Source organism: Mesorhizobium cantuariense (assembly GCF_042647205.1).
GTDB classification, from domain to species: domain Bacteria; phylum Pseudomonadota; class Alphaproteobacteria; order Rhizobiales; family Rhizobiaceae; genus Mesorhizobium; species Mesorhizobium cantuariense.
Genome location: NZ_JBHRVD010000001.1, coordinates 6,675,124 through 6,692,566, shown reverse-complemented (window position 1 = coordinate 6,692,566; position 17,443 = coordinate 6,675,124). Strand labels below are relative to the sequence as shown.

Below are 17,443 nucleotides of genomic sequence, written 5' to 3'. Positions count from 1 at the left end.
CTTCGGCGCACCGCTCATCCTGCAACGCTTGAGGTTGGCGAAACAGTTGAGCGCTCAATCTCCCCCCTTGCGGGGGAGATGTCCGGCAGGACAGAGGGGGGTGCTGTCCCGCCGACTGTTGCAAGTCAAACGCATTCAGCTCTTGCGGCCAAACCAAAAGGCGTCGGCCATGCGCTTCATGCCGATGCGTTCGTAGAAGCCGACGGCGTCGGGCATGGAGATCAGGCTGATGGCGACGGACGGACCGAGTTGCCGGCGCGCCTCGTCCATCAGGCCCTTGCCGATGCCGAGCCCCTGCGCCGATTGGGAAACGGCGAGTTCGGAGATGTAGCAGACCCAGGCAAAGTCGGTCATCGCCCTGATAACGCCGATCAGCGGCTTGCCTTCGACGTCGAGACGCGCGGTCAGCACCAGATTGGCGCCCGATAGCATCGCCTGCAGCCTGATGTCGTCATCGACGGGCCGTGTCTCGCCGAGGCCGGATTCGACCAGCACGCGGCAAAATTCGGCGACGTCGAGTGCTGGTTCGCGTGCATAGAGGACGTGAGCGTTTTCTGTCATGGCCGCCAGACTGCACCATCGGGAGGCAAATTCGAAGCCGGTTTTGCGCTTCTTGTTTTAATGCATGCCGTCTTCCCAAAACCGGGGCCACTTCTGGGCGACATGCATCATGGCTTGGGCCACCATGCACAAACAGTTGCCTTTTATTTGCCGCCGGCTTTGTGTAAACGGTGCCTCAGCAATCCTCCCGCAACGAAAACACGGGCAAAAGCCATGGAAAAGTTCACCAAGCTCACCGGCGTCGCCGCTCCGATGCCGATCGTCAATGTCGACACCGACATGATCATCCCCAAGGATTATCTGAAGACGATCAAGCGCACCGGGCTCGGTACCGGCCTGTTCGCCGAAATGCGCTACAAGGACGACGGTTCGGAAAACCCGGATTTCGTGCTCAACAAGCCGGCCTACCGCAAGGCACAGATCCTGGTCGCCGGCGACAATTTCGGCTGCGGCTCAAGCAGAGAGCACGCGCCGTGGGCGCTGCTCGACTTCGGCATTCGCTGCGTCATCTCAACCTCGTTCGCCGACATTTTCTACAACAACTGCTTCAAGAACGGCATCCTGCCGATCACCGTCAGCGCCGAGGATCTCGAGAAGCTGATGGACGACGCCTCACGCGGCTCAAACGCCACAGTGTCCGTCGATCTCGAGGCCAAGGAAATCCGCGGACCGGATGGCGGCGTGGTCACATTCGACCTCGACGACTTCAAGCGCCACTGCCTCTTGAACGGCCTCGACGATATTGGCCTGACCATGGAGAAGGCCGGCGCCATCGCTTCGTTCGAGAAGCGCAACGCCGAACAGCGCCCCTGGGCCTGAGTGGTACGATTTGACCCGGCTGCTGCCGGCCGGGTTCGTGGCGACTGAGTGGAGGACAGTCATGACTCGTTCGCTTCTTGCCGGCGCCTGCGGGCTGGCGTTTCTTCTGATGACTGCCGCTTTGAGCCATGCCCAGACGCAGACGCCCGCCGCGCAGCCTGCACCTGCGGCCGAAAAGCCGGCCACCGACCAGGGGACAGACGCCGCCGACGCTTCCGATGACGATAAGCAGGCGCCTGTACCCTTCGAGGGCGGCACGCTGACGATCACCCAGAAGGAACAATACGGCGAGAAGGTGCTTGCCTATGACGGCCAGCAGCTGGCCACCAACTATGACGTCTTCTTCGACAGAATAGTGGAAGTCGGCGGCGTCAAGGTGGCGCTGTTCGATGTCGGCGACGGCGGCAACCAATGCGGGCCGGCAACGGTGATCGTCTGGAAGCCGGAAGGCGACACCATCCAGAGCACGACAGTCGAGCAGGACCAGTGCGGCGCGCCGCCCTCGGCAGTGTCCGACAACGCCATCTATTTCGTGCCCTATCTGTTGCCGGGAGATCAGAAGCCGGCTTTGCAGTGGTCGCCGACCGATGGGCTGACGATTTCGGGCAACCTGACCTACATGCCGGAACCCGGCACCGACTGGAAAGACATCGATCCGGAAAAGTACCAGAACATCATCGACGCCTTCCACAACGAGGCCGTCTACAAGGAAGCGCAGAAGCTTCTCGGCAAGGACATGCCCGACATGGCGACCAGCCTGCTGGTCGGCGGCGGCACGGAAAAGACCGCTTCGGGCGCCTTCTACGCCAGCGGCTGCGTGCCGCACGCATGCGGCGGCAATGACGGTTTCATGGCGGTCGACCCGGCCAAGCACAAGCTCTATTTCGCCCGCCGCGGCGAGAGTGGCCAGCCGAACGCCTGGCCGGCGATGGCGACGTGGCCGGCCGACGTGAAGGAGGCGCTGGACAAGGCGCTGGGGTCGGCAAACTAGGATTTTGTGGGCGGTGAACAAAACTATTCCGCCGCGATCCTTCACACCCCCCTCTGCCCTGCCGGGCATCTCCCCCGCAAGGGGGGAGATTGGCGGCCTCAACGCCCTGCGGCTTCCTTCACCGTTGGGATATTGGCGAAGGCCGGGGTGACATCCGATCTCCCTCCTTGCGGGGGAGATGGCCGGCAGGCCAGAGGGGGGTGCTGCCCCGCTAGTTTCAAAAAGGTTTGCACCGCCAATCCACCTGCGTTGGCCCATGGCCGGATCAACACCTTCCCTGCAAGATGGCCACCATAATCCTGCGAGGACACCCATGCGAAAACTGATCTCCACCGGTTCCCCCTTCGAAAAGACCGCCGGCTATTCGCGTGCCGTGGTGCAGGGCGACTGGTGTTTCGTCTCCGGCACGACCGGCTACGACTATGCGACGATGACGATGCCGGAGACGGTCGAGGCGCAGACGCGCAATTGCCTGGCGACGATCGGCAAGGCGCTTCATGACGGCGGCTTCGAGATGGCTGACGTGGTGCGGGCGCATTACTACATCACTGATGAAGCCTTCGTGGACATCGTCTTCCCGATCCTCGGCGAGACCTTCGGCGACATCAGGCCGGCGGCGACGATGATCGTCTGCCAGCTCAACAGACCGGAAATGAAGATCGAGATCGAAGTCACCGCGCTGCGGCGCACGACATGAAAGGCGGGCCGACGATGAAAGTCCGGCGCATCGTTGCCAACATCGAGACATCGGATGTCGCGGCGGCGAAGCGCTTCTATCAGGACGTACTCGGCCTCGATGTGCTGATGGACCTTGGCTGGATCGCCACCTACGGCTCGCAGGCAAAGATGGATGTCCAGGTCAGCTTCATGGCGCAAGGCGGCTCGGGCACGCCGGTACCGGATCTCTCGATCGAGGTCGATGATGTCGATGCGGCGCTCGATGCCATGAAGACCGCCGGCTTCGCCATCGAATACGGACCGGCTGACGAACCGTGGGGCGTGCGGCGCTTCTATGTCCGCGATCCGTTCGGCCGGCTGGTCAACATTCTCTCGCATCGGTAGGCAGGCCACAGAGCTCTTCCGACGCTTATGGGACAGCACCCCCCTCTGTCCTGCCGGACATCTCCCCCGCAAGGGGGGAGATTGGCAGTTTCGTCGTCCCGCCCTTCTTCCAACGCCGGCGATTGGCGAAACCCGAAGTAACATTCGATCTCCCCCCTTGCGGGGAAGATGCCCGGCAGGGCAGAGGGAGGTGTGAAGGATCTCGGCGCTCGTCCCCTTGCATGCAACTCGCTTGGCGTTTAGCAAGGCCGCGGTTCAATTCTTTCCAGGACGGTTTCTCCATGGCAACGAAGCATCTTTTCCTGCTCCCCGGCGACGGCATCGGTCCGGAGGCCATGGCCGAGGTCAAGAAACTGATATCAGCCATGAACGACAAGCTCGGCAGCGGTTTTGCCACCGAGGACGGTCTGGTCGGCGGCTGTGCCTATGACGCGCATGGCGCGGCGATTTCCGATGCCGACATGGACAAGGCGATGGCGGCCGACGCGGTGCTGTTTGGCGCCGTCGGCGGTCCGAAATGGGACGCGGTGCCCTACGAGGTGCGCCCTGAAGCAGGCCTGCTGCGGCTGCGCAAGGATATGGAACTGTTCGCCAATCTTCGCCCGGCCATCTGCTATCCGGCGCTGGCGGCGTCCTCCTCGCTCAAGCAGGAGGTGGTCGAGGGTCTCGACATCCTCATCGTGCGCGAGTTGACCGGCGGCGTCTATTTCGGCGAGCCGAAACAGATCATCGATCTCGGCAACGGCCAGAAGCGCGGCATCGACACGCAGGTCTACGACACGTTCGAGATCGAGCGCATTTCGGGCGTCGCCTTCGAGCTGGCACGCACGCGCAAGAACCACGTCACCTCGATGGAAAAGCGCAATGTGATGAAGTCGGGCGTGCTGTGGAACGAGGTCGTCACCCAGACCCACAAGGCGCGCTATTCCGACGTCAAGCTCGACCACATGCTGGCCGATGCCGGCGGCATGCAGCTGGTGCGCTGGCCAAAGCAGTTCGACGTCATCGTCACCGACAATCTGTTCGGCGACATGCTGTCCGACATTGCCGCCATGCTGACCGGCTCGATCGGCATGCTACCGTCGGCCTCGCTCGGCGCGCCTGACGTGAGGACCAAGAAGCGCAAGGCGCTCTACGAGCCGGTGCACGGCTCGGCGCCCGACATTGCCGGCAAGGGCATCGCCAACCCAATCGCCATGATCGCCTCCTTCGCCATGTGCCTGCGCTATTCCTTCGGCATGGTCGATGAAGCCGACCGTGTCGAAGGCGCGATCGCCGCCGTGCTCGACGCAGGCCTGCGCACCAAGGATATTTTCTCCCCCGGCATGACCGAGGTCGGCACCGTTGAGATGGGCGATGCGATCATCGCCAGGTTCCTGGGCTGATCGCGGCGGTCATCATCCGCCAGGCGACGACCGAAATGGTCCGCGACGCTGAAACGGCCTGGGGCTGTCAAACCCTGACGCCTGCCGGTACCGGACCCCACTGGTTTTCCCTGACCTGCGTCGGGATCAGCGCGAAGACGAGGATGATCAGGCTGCCGATGGTCGGGATCAGGATCAGCAGGCAGAGCCAACCTGACAGGCCGATGTCGTGCAGCCGGCGCACGATCATGCCGAGGCTGGGAAGAATTGTCGCCAGCAGGAAGGTGCCGCACAGCCCAATCGTTACCGCCCCCGAGACCTCGCTGTCGAAACCACCCATATCCATATCGGTGAACAGGCCGATGCCGCCGATAATCAGCAGGCAAACCGTCCAGAACAGGCAGTAGCCCCAATACTCCTTGCGGCGGGCGCGGCCGGCGAAATTGAAATAGTTTTGCGTCACGCCACGCCAGAAATAGCCCCAGAGATCGCTGGGTTCGGCGGTCTCGGAAGACCGACCGAAATGCTGCGCAAGAGGCGCCGCCGCGGGCGAAATGCTGGCCTGGGCCGGAGCGGCCTTGATGCTGGGGTCGACGGCGGCCGGAGGGGCAGTCGGAGCGGCGATCGAAAAGACATCGCGCGCCTGGCCACCGCCCGGCTGGAACTCGACGGCCGTGCCGTTGGGCATGGCGGTTTGCCGGCGCAGGTTTTCGCGGGTGAAGGTGTAACGGTTGCCGTCGGCTCCGGTGATGAAGCCGAAACCCTGGTCCTCGTCATAGTGAAGCACTTCGCCGCGCATTTGCCACCCCGCTCGCCACGTCCCTGCCGAAGGTGTGGCACAGGGCCGAGCCGATGGGCAATATCGGGCGGCATGGCTACCGTCTTCGCGGCAAATGAAGCATAAGGCATCGAGTGCAACCACTTTCGCCAAAAGCAGACCCAAACGCAGACAATGACAGCCGAGCGTTCCGATACCAGCGTCGCGATAGAGGACAAAGAGGTTACAAGGCCTCCGCGGCTGGCCATCGACGCCACCGGCCTGATGTTCTGGCCGCCCGGCGAGGGTCTGGCCGGCATCCCCCGGGTAGAAAGCTTTCTCATCAACGCGGCGTTGGCGGATCCCGACCCATGCGTGGAGGTGGTGGCGTTCAGAGCCAATGAAGGCCGGTTCCGCCCGCTTGCCCCCTACGAACAGGACCACGTCGCGGCGGGCGGGATTTCACCGCATCATGTCAAGAGGTGGCCGGGGAGACGCACGGCGCTGTCGCAGGCGTTCGAGGCAGTGAGGCAGCAGCCGTGGGGCAAGCGCGACGCCGACCGCCATCTCGCCAAGACGGTGACCAATGGTCGCAAAGGCATTGCCTATCAGGCGACGAGGCTGCTTATCCGTGCCTATCATCTGTACCAGCGGGCGAGAATCCGGTCGGGCTTACGCCAGGACGTTCCAAGCCAACCGGCCGAGACTGAACGTGGCCTTGTGCTGATCAGCCATCACATCCTGACCCAGGAAGACCGATCCGCCGTCTCGGGTGGCGCCGGTGACCTTGCCTTCCTTTGCCACGATCTTATCCCGACACTACGCCCCGACCTGCTTGGTGCAGGTACTGGCGAGACCCGCTTCGGGTCCTATCTCGAGCACCTCGTGCGCTCCGGCGCGCCGGCATTTTGTGCATCCGACGAGGTTGGCGCGACGCTGACCGATCATATGCGCAAGGCCGGCGTCGCCGCGCCGGTTGTGTATCGTTTTCCGATGCCCTCCATCCTGCACGAGACCGCTTCCCGAGTGGGCAAGACCTCGCGCATCGAGACCGACGAGCCGTTCGTGCTCTACTGCTCGACCATCGAAGTGCGTAAGAACCACATCCTGCTGGCGCGGATCTGGCAGCAGGCGCTTGACGAGGGCGTCAAGCTGCCGAGGCTCGTCTGCGCCGGGCGCTGGGGCTGGATGATCGATCCACTGCGGGCTTATTTGAAGGCGCATCCCGAGCTCCTCCAGTCGATCACGTTCACCGGGCTGGTCAGCGACGAGGAACTCATAGGCTACTATCGCCGCGCTTCTTTCGGCGTCTTTCCCTCGCATATCGAGGGCTGGGGCTACGGCGCCTCGGAATGCCTCGATTTCGGCGTTCCAGTCATCGTCTCGACAGCGCCATCGCTGATAGAGGCGACCGGCGGCCTGATGCCGGCGATTGATCCGCAAGACCAGCAAGGCTGGTATGCGGCGATCCGCAGGATGGCGCAGGACCATGCATGGCGATCCTCGCTGGCGGAGCGCATCGTCGCAGAGCAACATCGGCCAACGCCGGCGGCGGTAAGCTGGGCCGCCATCAAGGCAGGCCTGCAGGCAAGCGCGTCCCGGCTTTAGGCAGGCCGCTTCTTCGCCTTCTTGTGTTTGGGCGCGCCGGTGCTGTCGAATTTCGGCTTGCCCGGCTTTTTCGCCCACGGCTTTGCCTCATGCGCGGCGGCGGGGCGCTGATCGGCTGAAGCCGGTGCACGCTTTTCGAATTTGCGCTTCGGCGCGTTGGGGTCGAACGGCGCCTTGCCGCGATGCGGTTTCTTGTCGGGGCTTGGCGGCTGATAGCCGGCGCGCGACAAATCGGGCTGGCCGTCCAACCGCTTCACCAGGATGTTGCCCTGCAGCTTGCGGTCGGGACCGATTGCGGCCAGGAAGCGGTCGGCCCAGTCGGCGGCGATCTGCACGAAGGTCTCTTCCGGCTGCATCTTGATGGCGCCGATCTCGCGCTTCGAGATGCTGCCGGTGCGGCACAGCATCGGGATCAGCCAGCGCGGCTCGGCATTCTGCCGGCGACCGATCGAAAGCGAGAACCAGACGCTGTCGCCGAAATCGTCGCGGCGGCTGGGCGCCTCGTCGCGACGTGCGAAGTTTTCGCCCGCCAGTCTTTCACGCGACGGCGTGAAGGGCGCGATTTCCATGAGGTCCTCGGGCGCCGAGCGACTGGCGCGGCACTGGCGCACGAAGGCAGCGGCCACCTGTTCGGCACCATGTTTGGCGAGCAGCGCGTCGATGAAACCGCGCTCGTCCTCGTTCACCGGTTCCTCGAAAGCCGGATCGGCGAGAATGCGCTCGTCGTCGCGCCGGATCACGTCGTCGGCCGAGGGCGGGCTCGCCCATGTCGCCTTCAGGCCGGCGTTCTGCAACAGCCGCTCGGTGCGCTTGCGGGCGCTGTTGGGCACGATCAGCGCGCTGACGCCCTTGCGCCCGGCGCGGCCGGTGCGGCCGCTGCGGTGCAGCAGCGTTTCCGGGTTGGTCGGCAGGTCGGCATGGATGACCAGTTCGAGGTTGGGCAGGTCGATGCCGCGCGCCGCCACATCGGTGGCAATGCAGACCTTGGCGCGGCCGTCGCGCATCGCCTGCAAGGCATGGCTGCGCTCGTTCTGGCTGAGTTCGCCGGAGAGTGCGACGACGGAGAAGTTGCGGTTGTTGAAGCGCGCGGTCAGATGATTGACGGCGGCACGCGTGTTGCAGAACACCAGCGCGTTCTTCGCCTCGTAATAGCGCAGTACGTTGATGATGGCGTTTTCCCGGTCGGGCTGGGCGACACTCAGCGCCCGGTATTCGATGTCGAGATGCTGCTTCTCCTCGCCGGCGGCCGAAATGCGCACGGCATTGCGCTGGTAACCCTGCGCGAGCGTTGCGATCGAGCGCGGCACGGTGGCCGAAAACATCAGCGTGCGGCGCTCGGAGGGCGCTGCGTCGAGGATGAATTCGAGGTCCTCGCGAAAGCCGAGATCGAGCATCTCGTCGGCCTCGTCGAGCACCACTGCCTTGAGCGCCGACATGTCGAGCGAGCGCCGGGTAATGTGGTCGCGCAGCCGGCCGGGCGTGCCGACGACGATATGGGCGCCGCGCTCCAGCACACGCCGCTCTGAGCGCATGTCCATGCCGCCGACGCAGGACGCCACGGTGGCGCCGGTCAGCTCGTAGAGCCACTCCAGCTCGCGCGTCACCTGCAACGCCAGTTCGCGCGTCGGCGCCACCGCCAGCGCCAGCGGCGCCGCGGCGTGGCCAAAGCGCTCCGCGCCTTCGAGCAGGGTTGGCGCCAAAGCGAGGCCGAAGGCCACCGTCTTGCCGGAGCCGGTCTGCGCTGAAACCAGTGCATCGGCTTCACCGAGTTCGGGCGCCACAACCGCCTTCTGTACGGGCGTCAGTTCGGAATAGCCGCGTTTTTCCAGCGCCTTTGCCAGCGCGGGAACGAGTGCATCGAAGTTGGACATCTTACTCTTTCGGAATTCGGATTCTTATATGCCCAGCAATGGGCCTGTCTTCGGCGGGCGTCGGGACGCTCCATGAGCCGGATGGTCATGCCGTTCGTACTTCGTGCCGCCGCCATTGTACAGGGCAACGGGACGCTCATCGCAATTGACTCTTGACGCAAACCGCGTAAAAGCCCGCCCCGAACGGGATCGTTTTTCGATGCGCGGCCTTTTGATGGCTCTTCTTGCATTCGATGCCCCCAGCCTCAATGCAAATCATTGGGCCGGGCGCGTCGGCGCGTCTCCCCGTTCCAGCAAAACTATGGCCAAAACCACCACCAAAACGGTGTGATTCCCTTGGCCTAACCACCCTCTCCCGGGTTCGGCCCGGGGGACGGAACCCGCATCGGCCAGCGGGTTTCTCCAAAAACCAAGCGGAGAGGGACAGGAGATTTTTCGATGAGTTTCAAGGTTGCAGTCGTCGGCGCCACGGGCAATGTGGGCCGGGAAATGCTCAACATACTGGAAGAGCGCGGCTTTCCGGTGAGCGAAGTCGTGGCGCTGGCCTCGCGGCGCAGCCAGGGCACCGAAGTGTCGTTCGGCGACCGCACGCTGAAGGTCAAGACGCTCGACCAGTATGATTTTTCCGACACCGACATCTGCATCATGTCGGCCGGCGGCAACGTCTCCAAGGAATGGTCGCCGAAGATCGGCAAGCAGGGCTGCGTCGTCATCGATAATTCGTCGGCCTTCCGCTACGACCAGGACGTGCCGCTGATCGTGCCGGAAGTGAACCCGGATGCGATCTCGCTGTTCACGCGCAAGAACATCATCGCCAATCCGAACTGCTCGACGGCGCAGCTGGTGGTGGCATTGAAGCCACTGCATGACTTCGCCACCATCAAGCGCGTCGTCGTCGCCACCTACCAGTCGGTGTCGGGCGCCGGCAAGGAAGGCATGGACGAGCTGTTCACGCAGACGCGCGCCGTGTTCGTCGCCGATGGCGTCGAGGTCAAGAAGTTCACCAAGCGCATCGCCTTCAACGTCATCCCGCATATCGACGTCTTCCTCGATGATGGCTCCACCAAGGAAGAGTGGAAGATGGTCGCCGAGACCAAGAAGATGCTCGATCCCAAGATCAAGCTGACGGCGACCTGCGTACGCGTGCCGGTGTTCATCGGCCATTCGGAAGCGGTCAACATCGAGTTCGAAAAGCCGATCACCGCCGATGAGGCGCGCGATATCCTGCGCGAGGCGCCGGGCTGCCAGGTCCTGGACAAGCGCGAGGACGGCGGCTACATCACGCCGCTGGAATCGGCCGGCGAAGACGCCACCTTCATCTCGCGCATCCGCGAGGATTCGACCATCGACAATGGCCTGTCGATGTGGATTGTCTCCGACAATCTGCGCAAGGGCGCCGCTCTCAACGCAGTGCAGATCGCCGAGTTGCTGGTCGAGCGCGGCCTGATCCAGCCGAAGAAGAAGGCGGCCTGATTTTCGCTCACGGGCCGTATCGCCGCTGCCGCGGCGGGCCCTCCGCGGGGGCGCCGGACGACCGGCGGCCCGCAGTCGCGGGCTCGGCCTTCGGCCGGTAGCCAATCTCCCCCACGAGGGGGGAGATTGGCAGCTTCGCCGATGCGCTACACTCTGTTCTCCTCGGCCAACTCCATCAGCAGCTCCAGCGCTTCCTCCGCCCGGTCGGCGGGCACGAACAGATGGTCGTGGTAGAAGGCCGAGACCGGATTGACGCCCATGCCGGCGGCGGCGAGGCGCGTGGTGATGGCGGCGAGGAAGCCGACGGCTTCCAGCGACGAATGGATGTTCAGCGTGACCATCCGGCAGCGGAACGAAGCGATCAGTGCCGCTGCGCCGGCCTTCTCCTCGGTTACGATCAGCGTCGTTCCCTCGCGCTCGCGAAACACCATCACCGGCTCGAGGCCTTCCGGCTGAGCGACGCCAGGCGCCAGCGTGGCGAAGACATAGGTGCCGGCCAGCAGTTCCGGCGTCATCGATGCCAGCAGTGTCTTCAGATCGGTCTCGCCAGCCATTTTTCTCTTCTCTCGACTGATGTGGTGGGCCGCAGCCCGCAACTCCTCAATATCCGCGCCCGTCGGGTGCCGATAGTCTGCAAGGACGACATGGCGATGTCGCTGACGGCTGGGCTTGCAGAGCTGTCGCATCGCACAATAAAGGAGCTGAGGACCGGCACCGGTCCGCGAAAGGCTTTTGATGATCGTCCGCCCGCGCCCACGCCTTCTGCACCTGTTCTTCATCATGCGCGGCTCGGTGGTGCCGCGCATCCTACCGCAGATCTTTGGCTTTGCCGCTTATGGCGCGCTGGTGGTGGTGATTGTGCGGGCGCTGAAGCTCGACTTCGGCGATGCCGGCACAGCACCCTTCGCGCTGCTCGGCGTAGCGCTGTCGATCTATCTCGGCTTCCGCAACAACGCCGCCTACGACCGCTGGTGGGAGGCGCGCAAACTGTGGGGCCAGCTCGTCTTCGACATCCGCAACCTGGCGCGCGCCTCCGTCGGGCTGGTCGACGACCGGACGGAATTGCGTGGCCTGCTGATGGAAGCGATCGCCTTCTGCCACTTTCTGCGCGGGCTACTCAGACGGGTCGACGCGGCGCCGCAAGCCCGGGCTTTCATCGGTGACGAGACCGAGATCGTAGCCAAGGCAGCCAACGCACCCGACGCGATGGTGCGCGGCATGGGCCGCCGCATCGCCGCGCTGCGCAAGTCCGGCGCGATTGATGCGATCGGCTACCGCATCCTCGACGAGCGTCTGTCGGAAATCGCCGCCGCGCAGGCCGGATGCGAGCGCATCATGGGAACACCCCTACCGTTCGCTTATACGCTGCTTCTGCAGCGCACCGCCTATGTCTTCTGCCTGCTCTTGCCCTTCGGGCTGGTCTCCGCCGCCGGCTGGGCGACGCCACTGTTCACGGCGCTGATCGCCTACACCTTCTTCGGCCTCGATGCGCTTTCGGAAGAACTCGAGGACCCGTTCGGCACCGAAGCCAACGACCTCGCTCTCGACGGCCTCTGCCGTGTCTGCGAAATCTCGGTGTTCGAGGCGCTGGGCGAAACGCCGCCGAAAATGCTCCCGGCTGAGAAGTTTTATTTTTCGTAGGCCTCGGGGCACGGGTAGCTCTCCCTTCGCTGCACGCCACCGGCGCCAAAAAGAATCCGCACCCTGTCGGATCGCGGCCTCATGCCGCGTCCTTGGTTCGACCCCAGTGAAAGGGCTCGAAACATCAGGAGGGACCACCATGAGCATTTCCGAAACCGCGCCCGTCTCGCCGGGTGCCCTGTGGACCGGCCGCGCGCTCAGCGGCATCATCGTGCTGTTCATGATTTTCGACGGCGTCATCAAGCTGCCGCCGCTCGACGTCGTCACCCAGACGATGGTGCCGCTTGGCTGGCCGGCCGATGCGAATGTCGCGCGCATGCTTGGCGCCATCGGCCTGATCTCGACCGCGCTCTACGCCTTGCCGCGCACCGCGGTGCTCGGTGCCATCCTGCTCACCGCCTATATGGGCGGCGCCATCGCCACCAATGTCCGTGTCGACAATCCGCTGTTCTCGCACACGCTGTTCGGCGTCTATCTCGGCATCATCCTGTGGGGTGGTCTGTATCTGCGCGACCCACGCGTGCGCGCGCTGATCCCGTTCAGCCGATAGACCAGGAAGGAGAGAAAAATGTTCAGCACCATCCTCATCATCCTGCTCGTCTTCATCGCCGCCGTGCTCCTCTATGCCGCGACGCGGCCGAACGATTTCGTCGTCACCCGCTCGGCCACGATCAAGGCTCCGCCGGAAGCGATCTTCCCGCTGATCAATGATTTCAGCCGTTGGCCGACATGGTCGCCTTACGAAAAGCTCGACCCGCAGATGAAGCGCACGCTCTCCGGCGCTGAGCGGGGCAAGGGCGCGGCCTATGCGTGGGAAGGCAACGGCAAGGCCGGCAAGGGACGCATGGAGATCGTCAATTCGGTGCCGTCCTCGCTGGTGTCGCTGAAGCTCGATTTCGAGAAGCCGTTCAGGGCCAACAACAGTGTCGACTTCACCTTGACGCCTTCGGGTGAGAGCACCGCCGTCACCTGGGCGATGCGCGGCAGCCGGCCCTTCATCGCCAAGCTGATGGGCCTGTTCATGAACTTCGACACGTTGATCGGCAAGGATTTCGAGGTCGGCCTCGCCAATCTGAAGCGCCTCGGCGAAAAGTGACGTGCATGAGTCCTGTCGGAATTTGTCGCTCCAACGGAAGGGGCGGTATCAACTGTCCCATCCGGCAAAGCGGTTTGAGCTCAGCCACGGCCTGGTGATCTGGCCGTTATTGTTCAGCACGGCATCGACCAGCCAGCGCGCCGTGGCGGGAGCCGCGTGCATGCCTATCGATCCCATCCCGCCATGTACGAAAAGCCCTTCGATGCGCGTTGGCCCGGCTACCGGCAATCCGTCGGGCAGCATCGGCCGATTGCCCGGATAGACGTTCCTGATGGTGGGACCCTCGAGGCCCCGGATCATGCGCAGCGTTCGCGCCGCCATCCGGCTCGCTATGTCGGTGTTGCGGACCAGGTCCCGGAACGCCGGCTGGACGGTGGCGCCAAGGCGTGCGTCGCCGCCTTGCATCGGGTTGAGGCAGATGGCCTCAACCGCGATCTGGTCGTCACGCTGGCGGGCAAGATCTTCCAGACCGCGTAGCGACATGCGCTTCCCAAGCTCTTCCTGATCGGGCCAGGTGAACTCTTCGACGATCCACGGAATCCGGAATCCGAGGGCACCGAGCTGGACAAGCCATCCGCGGCCCGCCGACAGGGGAAGGCTCGGCAGCGGATCGTCGCCAACGGTTCGGCGCAGGACGTCATTGGCCCAAAGCCCGTTGGCGATGAACACCATGTCCGAGGCCAAAATGCCTTGATCCGTCAACACACCCTCGACCTTTCCGTTGCGCGTGTGGATCTGGGCGACACGCGTGCCGGTCTGAAACACAGCACCCGCCTGACGCGCAGCGTGGGCGAAGGCGTGGGTGGCTCCCATTGGTTCCAGGGTCCATGCCCGCTCGACGAAATAGCCGCCGGCAACGTTGAATCCCAAGGCCGGATGGTCGTTGGCCAAATCGGCCCCGGTGACCAATTCCATTCCAACGCCGGCCTCCCGATAGCGGCGCGCCGTGACCTTGGCTTTCTCCAAGGTCTCGTCATCCTCGGCGATCAAGAGATGCCCGATTCTTTCGAATTCAAAGGGAACGGGACCGTCAGCCAGTTCTTCGTAGATCGAGACGCAGGCATCCAACATCTGGACGACCTCGGATTGAGGACCGCTGAGCAGGGTGCCGGTGTTGCGTCCCGAAGACTCCGCCGCAATCACGTTCTGCTCGAGGACGATCGTCTTGATGCCGTTGGATGCCAGCTCATAGGCAAGGGTGCATCCGGCAATTCCGCCGCCGATGACGATCGCTTCGGTCGGTAAGTGTGCCCGGTTTGGGCGAGATGTTTTTGCCATGGAATTCATATGCTCCAGCGAATCTCGTATACGAGTATACGAGATTTCGATCCGGATGGCGAGCTTGTCTTCGGGATCAAATCGCCGAGTTGGGAGTTAGAGATTCGCTTGGCGGCGGAGGCATTTCCTAGCCGGAGAGGAACGACAATGAAGAAAACGATGCTTTTGATGGCCCTGCTGGTGCCACTTGCCGCCTGCTCACAAACCGAACGGGGTGCCGCGATCGGCGGGCTGGGCGGGGCGGCGGTCGGCGCTGCTGTCGCCGGTGATCCGGTTGAAGGCGCTGTTGTCGGTGGCGCTGTCGGTGCTGTCGCCGGTGCGTTGATCGGCCGGGCGAACGAGCGTGGCGAGTGCCGCTACCGCGATCGTCATGGCCGCGTCTATATCGACCGCTGCCCGCGCGGCTATTGATCGGGCCGCGTTCGAAAGATCATAGAAAACGGCGGGCCTGGGGCCCGCCGTTTTGCTGGATGCGAGTAGTAATATTTATTCGGCGGTGGCGGCTTCCGCCTCGGCCGGCGCTGCTGCGGCGGCGGCAGCAGCGGCAGCGGCGTCTTCCTGCGCCTTCTTCAAAAGAGCACCGCGTTCCTGTGCCTTCTTGCCCGGCTCGGCCTTCTTCGGGTTGGAGCGGGCGTCGCGCTTGACGAGGCCGGCCTCGTCGAGGAAGCGCAGCACGCGGTCGGTCGGCTGGGCGCCGTGCGACAGCCAATGCTTGACGCGGTCGGCGTCGACCTTGACGCGTTCGCCGTCCTTCGGCAGCAGCGGGTTCCACGAGCCGATCGACTCGATGAACCGGCCGTCACGCGGCGAACGGGCGTCGGCGATGACGACGTGGTAGTAAGGACGCTTCTTCGAGCCCGCGCGGGCCAGTCGGATCTTCAAGGGCATTTCTTTTCTCCTAAAAAGTCTAAGTTCGTTGATTGGGTTTCAGTTGGTTTTCGTCACACCGTTGGAAGCGGCGATCTGTTCGTGGTGGCGGATCACTTCGCGGACGACGAAGTTGAGGAACTTTTCCGCGAAATCCGGGTCGAGATGGGCATCCTTCGCCAGCTGGCGAAGGCGTGCGATCTGCTGCTGCTCGCGTGCCGGGTCGGCCGGCGGCAGGCCATGCGTCGCCTTCAGCACGCCGACCGCCTTGGTGCAGCGGAAGCGCTCGGCCAGCATGTGGATGAGGGCTGCGTCGATGTTGTCGATCGAGGCGCGATAGTCGGCCAGGATGATGCGTGCGTCGGCCATGTCCTTTTCTTCGTTCATCCGTGTCCTCACTTCTTCTTGCCAAGACCAGGCAGCCCGCCGCCCATTCCGGGCAGACCGGGGAGTTTCATGCCGCCGGGCAGACCGGGCAGGCCACCGCCACCAGGCAGGCCTTTCATGCCGCCGCCGAGGCCGGCTGCCTGTGCCTGCTTCTGCAAGGCCTCGAGCTGCTTGGGGTCCATCTTCGACAGGTCAGGCATGCCGCCGCCCATGATGCCACCACCCATGCCCCCGGGGCCGCCCATGCCGGGCATCATGCCGCCGAGGCCCATCTTGTTGGCGAGACCGCCCATCATGCCGCGCATCAGGCCGCCGCCTTTGCCCTTGCCGCCCATCGCCTTCATCATGTCGGCCATGCCGCGGTGCATCTTGAGCAGCTTGTTGATTTCGGCCGCGTCGGTGCCTGAACCGGCGGCGATGCGCTTCTTGCGCGAATGCTTCAGCACGTCCGGATTGGCGCGCTCGGCCTTGGTCATCGACGAGATGATGGCGAGCTGGCGGCCGAACATCTTGTCGTCGAGACCGGCGGCGGCCATCTGGTCCTTCATCTTGCCCATGCCGGGCATCATGCCCATGATGCCACCCATGCCGCCCATCTTCGACATCTGCTGAAGCTGGCTGGCGAGGTCGTTCAGGTCGAACTTGCCCGACTGCATCTTCCTGGCCATCGCCGCCGCCTGTTCGGCGTCGATGTTTTCTGCAGCCTTTTCGACGAGCGAGACAATGTCGCCCATGCCGAGGATGCGGTCGGCGATGCGCTTGGGATGGAATTCCTCCAGCCCGTCCATCTTTTCGCCGGTGCCGATCAGCTTGATCGGCTTGCCGGTGACGGCGCGCATCGAAAGTGCGGCACCGCCGCGGCCGTCGCCGTCCATGCGGGTCAGCACCAGGCCGGTGATGCCGACGCGCTCGTCGAAGCTCTTGGCCAGGTTGACGGCGTCCTGGCCGGTCAGCGAATCGGCGACCAGCAGGATTTCGTGCGGGTTCGACACCTTCTTGATGTCGGCCATCTCGACCATCAGCGGCTCGTCGATATGGGTGCGGCCGGCGGTATCGAGGATGACGACGTCGTGGCCGCCGAGCTTGGCCGCCTGCACGGCGCGGCGCGCGATGTCGACCGGCGACTGGCCGTCGATGATCGGCAGCGTGGCGACCTTGACCTGTTCGCCGAGCTGGCGGAGCTGCTCCTGCGCGGCGGGGCGCCGCGTGTCGAGCGAGGCCATCAGAACCTTCTTGTTCTGACGCTCGGAAAGGCGCTTGGCGATCTTGGCCGATGTCGTCGTCTTGCCGGAACCCTGCAGGCCGACCATCATGATGACGACCGGGGCCGGGGCATTGAGATCGATGGCGACGCCCTCGGCGCCGAGCATCTCGACCAGTTCGTCATGGACGATCTTGACGACCATCTGGCCGGGCTTGATCGACTTGACCACGGCGGCGCCGACGGCCTTCTCGCGCACCTTGTCGGTGAACGAGCGCACCACTTCCAGCGCCACGTCTGCCTCGAGCAGCGCACGGCGCACCTCGCGCAGCGCCGCCGAGACATCAGCCTCGGACAGGGCACCGCGGCCGGTGAGGCCGTTCAGGATGGAGCCAAGACGCTCCTGAAGCGATTCAAACATTCTTTTTCCTTTTCCCAGGCACCCGGATGGTGCCCGAGAAGTAATG

19 protein-coding genes are annotated in these 17,443 nt (G+C 64.0%); 11 read left to right on the top strand and 8 right to left on the bottom strand.

The genetic code is table 11. The annotated features are described in order from the left end of the window. Positions 1-135: 135 nt before the first annotated feature. Positions 136-561 (bottom strand): GNAT family N-acetyltransferase, encoded by a 426-nt coding sequence (locus ACFOJ9_RS32835; protein WP_378985396.1) that lies wholly within the window; start codon positions 559-561, stop codon positions 136-138. Between the two features lie 213 nt (positions 562-774). Between ACFOJ9_RS32835 and leuD the strand changes: the two genes are divergently transcribed. From leuD to leuB, 5 genes are all read left to right on the top strand, one after another. Next, positions 775-1,380, top strand: coding sequence for a 3-isopropylmalate dehydratase small subunit (leuD, locus tag ACFOJ9_RS32830; protein WP_378985394.1), 606 nt, complete (start codon positions 775-777; stop codon positions 1,378-1,380). 61 nt (positions 1,381-1,441) lie between these two features. After that, positions 1,442-2,371, top strand: coding sequence for a hypothetical protein (locus ACFOJ9_RS32825; protein ID WP_378985392.1), 930 nt, complete (start codon positions 1,442-1,444; stop codon positions 2,369-2,371). A 313-nt stretch (positions 2,372-2,684) separates the two neighbouring features. After that, the gene (locus tag ACFOJ9_RS32820; RefSeq protein WP_378985390.1) at positions 2,685-3,068 is read left to right on the top strand and encodes a RidA family protein; all 384 of its coding nucleotides are present in this window, start codon (positions 2,685-2,687) and stop codon (positions 3,066-3,068) included. Positions 3,069-3,082: 14 nt separating this feature from the next. Next, positions 3,083-3,433 (top strand): VOC family protein, encoded by a 351-nt coding sequence (locus tag ACFOJ9_RS32815; protein ID WP_136622027.1) that lies wholly within the window; start codon positions 3,083-3,085, stop codon positions 3,431-3,433. Positions 3,434-3,714: 281 nt separating this feature from the next. Next, positions 3,715-4,818, top strand: coding sequence for a 3-isopropylmalate dehydrogenase (gene leuB, locus ACFOJ9_RS32810; RefSeq protein WP_378985387.1), 1,104 nt, complete (start codon positions 3,715-3,717; stop codon positions 4,816-4,818). 67 nt (positions 4,819-4,885) lie between these two features. On the opposite strand, the gene ACFOJ9_RS32805 is transcribed toward leuB, so the two are convergent. After that, positions 4,886-5,596, bottom strand: coding sequence for a DUF805 domain-containing protein (locus tag ACFOJ9_RS32805; RefSeq protein ID WP_378985385.1), 711 nt, complete (start codon positions 5,594-5,596; stop codon positions 4,886-4,888). 153 nt (positions 5,597-5,749) lie between these two features. Between ACFOJ9_RS32805 and ACFOJ9_RS32800 the strand changes: the two genes are divergently transcribed. Further along, entirely contained in the window at positions 5,750-7,162 is a 1,413-nt protein-coding gene (locus ACFOJ9_RS32800) for a glycosyltransferase (protein WP_378985383.1), read from the top strand. On the opposite strand, the gene ACFOJ9_RS32795 is transcribed toward ACFOJ9_RS32800, so the two are convergent. Further along, a complete protein-coding gene (locus ACFOJ9_RS32795) occupies positions 7,159-9,033 on the bottom strand; it encodes a DEAD/DEAH box helicase (RefSeq protein ID WP_378985381.1) in 1,875 nt (624 codons plus the stop codon). The genes ACFOJ9_RS32800 and ACFOJ9_RS32795 overlap by 4 nt on opposite strands. Before the next feature lie 438 nt (positions 9,034-9,471). Here ACFOJ9_RS32795 and ACFOJ9_RS32790 point away from each other — a divergent pair, with 438 nt between their 5' ends. Then, a complete protein-coding gene (locus ACFOJ9_RS32790; RefSeq protein ID WP_027031979.1) occupies positions 9,472-10,506 on the top strand; it encodes an aspartate-semialdehyde dehydrogenase in 1,035 nt (344 codons plus the stop codon). 146 nt (positions 10,507-10,652) lie between these two features. Here the strand turns inward: ACFOJ9_RS32790 and ACFOJ9_RS32785 are convergent, their stop codons facing one another. Beyond that, on the bottom strand, positions 10,653-11,060 hold the full coding sequence (locus tag ACFOJ9_RS32785) for an ACT domain-containing protein (protein WP_378985379.1): 408 nt from the start codon (positions 11,058-11,060) through the stop codon (positions 10,653-10,655). Positions 11,061-11,241: 181 nt separating this feature from the next. On the opposite strand from ACFOJ9_RS32785, the gene ACFOJ9_RS32780 reads away from it, so the two are divergent. The 3 genes from ACFOJ9_RS32780 to ACFOJ9_RS32770 all read left to right on the top strand — a co-directional run bounded on the left by ACFOJ9_RS32780 (position 11,242) and on the right by ACFOJ9_RS32770 (position 13,243). Beyond that, complete coding sequence (locus ACFOJ9_RS32780; RefSeq protein WP_378985377.1) at positions 11,242-12,147, top strand: bestrophin family protein; 906 nt, start codon at positions 11,242-11,244, stop codon at positions 12,145-12,147. Positions 12,148-12,286: 139 nt separating this feature from the next. After that, entirely contained in the window at positions 12,287-12,697 is a 411-nt protein-coding gene (locus ACFOJ9_RS32775) for a DoxX family protein (RefSeq protein WP_378985375.1), read from the top strand. An 18-nt stretch (positions 12,698-12,715) separates the two neighbouring features. Next, entirely contained in the window at positions 12,716-13,243 is a 528-nt protein-coding gene (locus ACFOJ9_RS32770) for an SRPBCC family protein (RefSeq protein ID WP_378985373.1), read from the top strand. A 48-nt stretch (positions 13,244-13,291) separates the two neighbouring features. Here ACFOJ9_RS32770 and ACFOJ9_RS32765 read toward each other — a convergent pair whose 3' ends face one another. After that, positions 13,292-14,521: an NAD(P)/FAD-dependent oxidoreductase gene (locus ACFOJ9_RS32765; RefSeq protein ID WP_378985371.1), complete on the bottom strand. Its 1,230-nt coding sequence runs from the start codon at positions 14,519-14,521 to the stop codon at positions 13,292-13,294. A 147-nt stretch (positions 14,522-14,668) separates the two neighbouring features. Between ACFOJ9_RS32765 and ACFOJ9_RS32760 the strand changes: the two genes are divergently transcribed. Continuing rightward, complete coding sequence (locus tag ACFOJ9_RS32760; RefSeq protein WP_378985369.1) at positions 14,669-14,932, top strand: YMGG-like glycine zipper-containing protein; 264 nt, start codon at positions 14,669-14,671, stop codon at positions 14,930-14,932. Positions 14,933-15,007: 75 nt separating this feature from the next. On the opposite strand, the gene rpsP is transcribed toward ACFOJ9_RS32760, so the two are convergent. From rpsP to ffh, 3 genes are read right to left on the bottom strand one after another with little or no spacing between them, the layout of a single operon-like run. Then, the gene (gene rpsP, locus ACFOJ9_RS32755) at positions 15,008-15,409 is read right to left on the bottom strand and encodes a 30S ribosomal protein S16 (protein ID WP_378985367.1); all 402 of its coding nucleotides are present in this window, start codon (positions 15,407-15,409) and stop codon (positions 15,008-15,010) included. A gap of 39 nt (positions 15,410-15,448) precedes the next feature. After that, on the bottom strand, positions 15,449-15,775 hold the full coding sequence (locus ACFOJ9_RS32750) for a chorismate mutase (protein WP_057145213.1): 327 nt from the start codon (positions 15,773-15,775) through the stop codon (positions 15,449-15,451). Positions 15,776-15,783: 8 nt separating this feature from the next. Next, positions 15,784-17,397, bottom strand: coding sequence for a signal recognition particle protein (gene ffh / locus ACFOJ9_RS32745; protein ID WP_378985365.1), 1,614 nt, complete (start codon positions 17,395-17,397; stop codon positions 15,784-15,786). Positions 17,398-17,443: the final 46 nt, after the last annotated feature.

Coding starts and splice junctions, on each gene's coding strand:
- ACFOJ9_RS32780 (WP_378985377.1), top strand. CDS start 11,242: ATGATCGTCCGCCCGCGCCCACGCCTTCTGCACCTGTTCTTCATCATG.
- ACFOJ9_RS32800 (WP_378985383.1), top strand. CDS start 5,750: ATGACAGCCGAGCGTTCCGATACCAGCGTCGCGATAGAGGACAAAGAG.
- leuB (WP_378985387.1), top strand. CDS start 3,715: ATGGCAACGAAGCATCTTTTCCTGCTCCCCGGCGACGGCATCGGTCCG.
- ffh (WP_378985365.1), bottom strand. CDS start 17,397: ATGTTTGAATCGCTTCAGGAGCGTCTTGGCTCCATCCTGAACGGCCTC.
- rpsP (WP_378985367.1), bottom strand. CDS start 15,409: ATGCCCTTGAAGATCCGACTGGCCCGCGCGGGCTCGAAGAAGCGTCCT.
- ACFOJ9_RS32820 (WP_378985390.1), top strand. CDS start 2,685: ATGCGAAAACTGATCTCCACCGGTTCCCCCTTCGAAAAGACCGCCGGC.
- ACFOJ9_RS32795 (WP_378985381.1), bottom strand. CDS start 9,033: ATGTCCAACTTCGATGCACTCGTTCCCGCGCTGGCAAAGGCGCTGGAA.
- ACFOJ9_RS32815 (WP_136622027.1), top strand. CDS start 3,083: ATGAAAGTCCGGCGCATCGTTGCCAACATCGAGACATCGGATGTCGCG.
- ACFOJ9_RS32825 (WP_378985392.1), top strand. CDS start 1,442: ATGACTCGTTCGCTTCTTGCCGGCGCCTGCGGGCTGGCGTTTCTTCTG.
- ACFOJ9_RS32835 (WP_378985396.1), bottom strand. CDS start 561: ATGACAGAAAACGCTCACGTCCTCTATGCACGCGAACCAGCACTCGAC.
- ACFOJ9_RS32785 (WP_378985379.1), bottom strand. CDS start 11,060: ATGGCTGGCGAGACCGATCTGAAGACACTGCTGGCATCGATGACGCCG.
- ACFOJ9_RS32765 (WP_378985371.1), bottom strand. CDS start 14,521: ATGGCAAAAACATCTCGCCCAAACCGGGCACACTTACCGACCGAAGCG.
- ACFOJ9_RS32790 (WP_027031979.1), top strand. CDS start 9,472: ATGAGTTTCAAGGTTGCAGTCGTCGGCGCCACGGGCAATGTGGGCCGG.
- ACFOJ9_RS32750 (WP_057145213.1), bottom strand. CDS start 15,775: ATGAACGAAGAAAAGGACATGGCCGACGCACGCATCATCCTGGCCGAC.
- ACFOJ9_RS32770 (WP_378985373.1), top strand. CDS start 12,716: ATGTTCAGCACCATCCTCATCATCCTGCTCGTCTTCATCGCCGCCGTG.
- ACFOJ9_RS32805 (WP_378985385.1), bottom strand. CDS start 5,596: ATGCGCGGCGAAGTGCTTCACTATGACGAGGACCAGGGTTTCGGCTTC.
- ACFOJ9_RS32775 (WP_378985375.1), top strand. CDS start 12,287: ATGAGCATTTCCGAAACCGCGCCCGTCTCGCCGGGTGCCCTGTGGACC.
- leuD (WP_378985394.1), top strand. CDS start 775: ATGGAAAAGTTCACCAAGCTCACCGGCGTCGCCGCTCCGATGCCGATC.
- ACFOJ9_RS32760 (WP_378985369.1), top strand. CDS start 14,669: ATGAAGAAAACGATGCTTTTGATGGCCCTGCTGGTGCCACTTGCCGCC.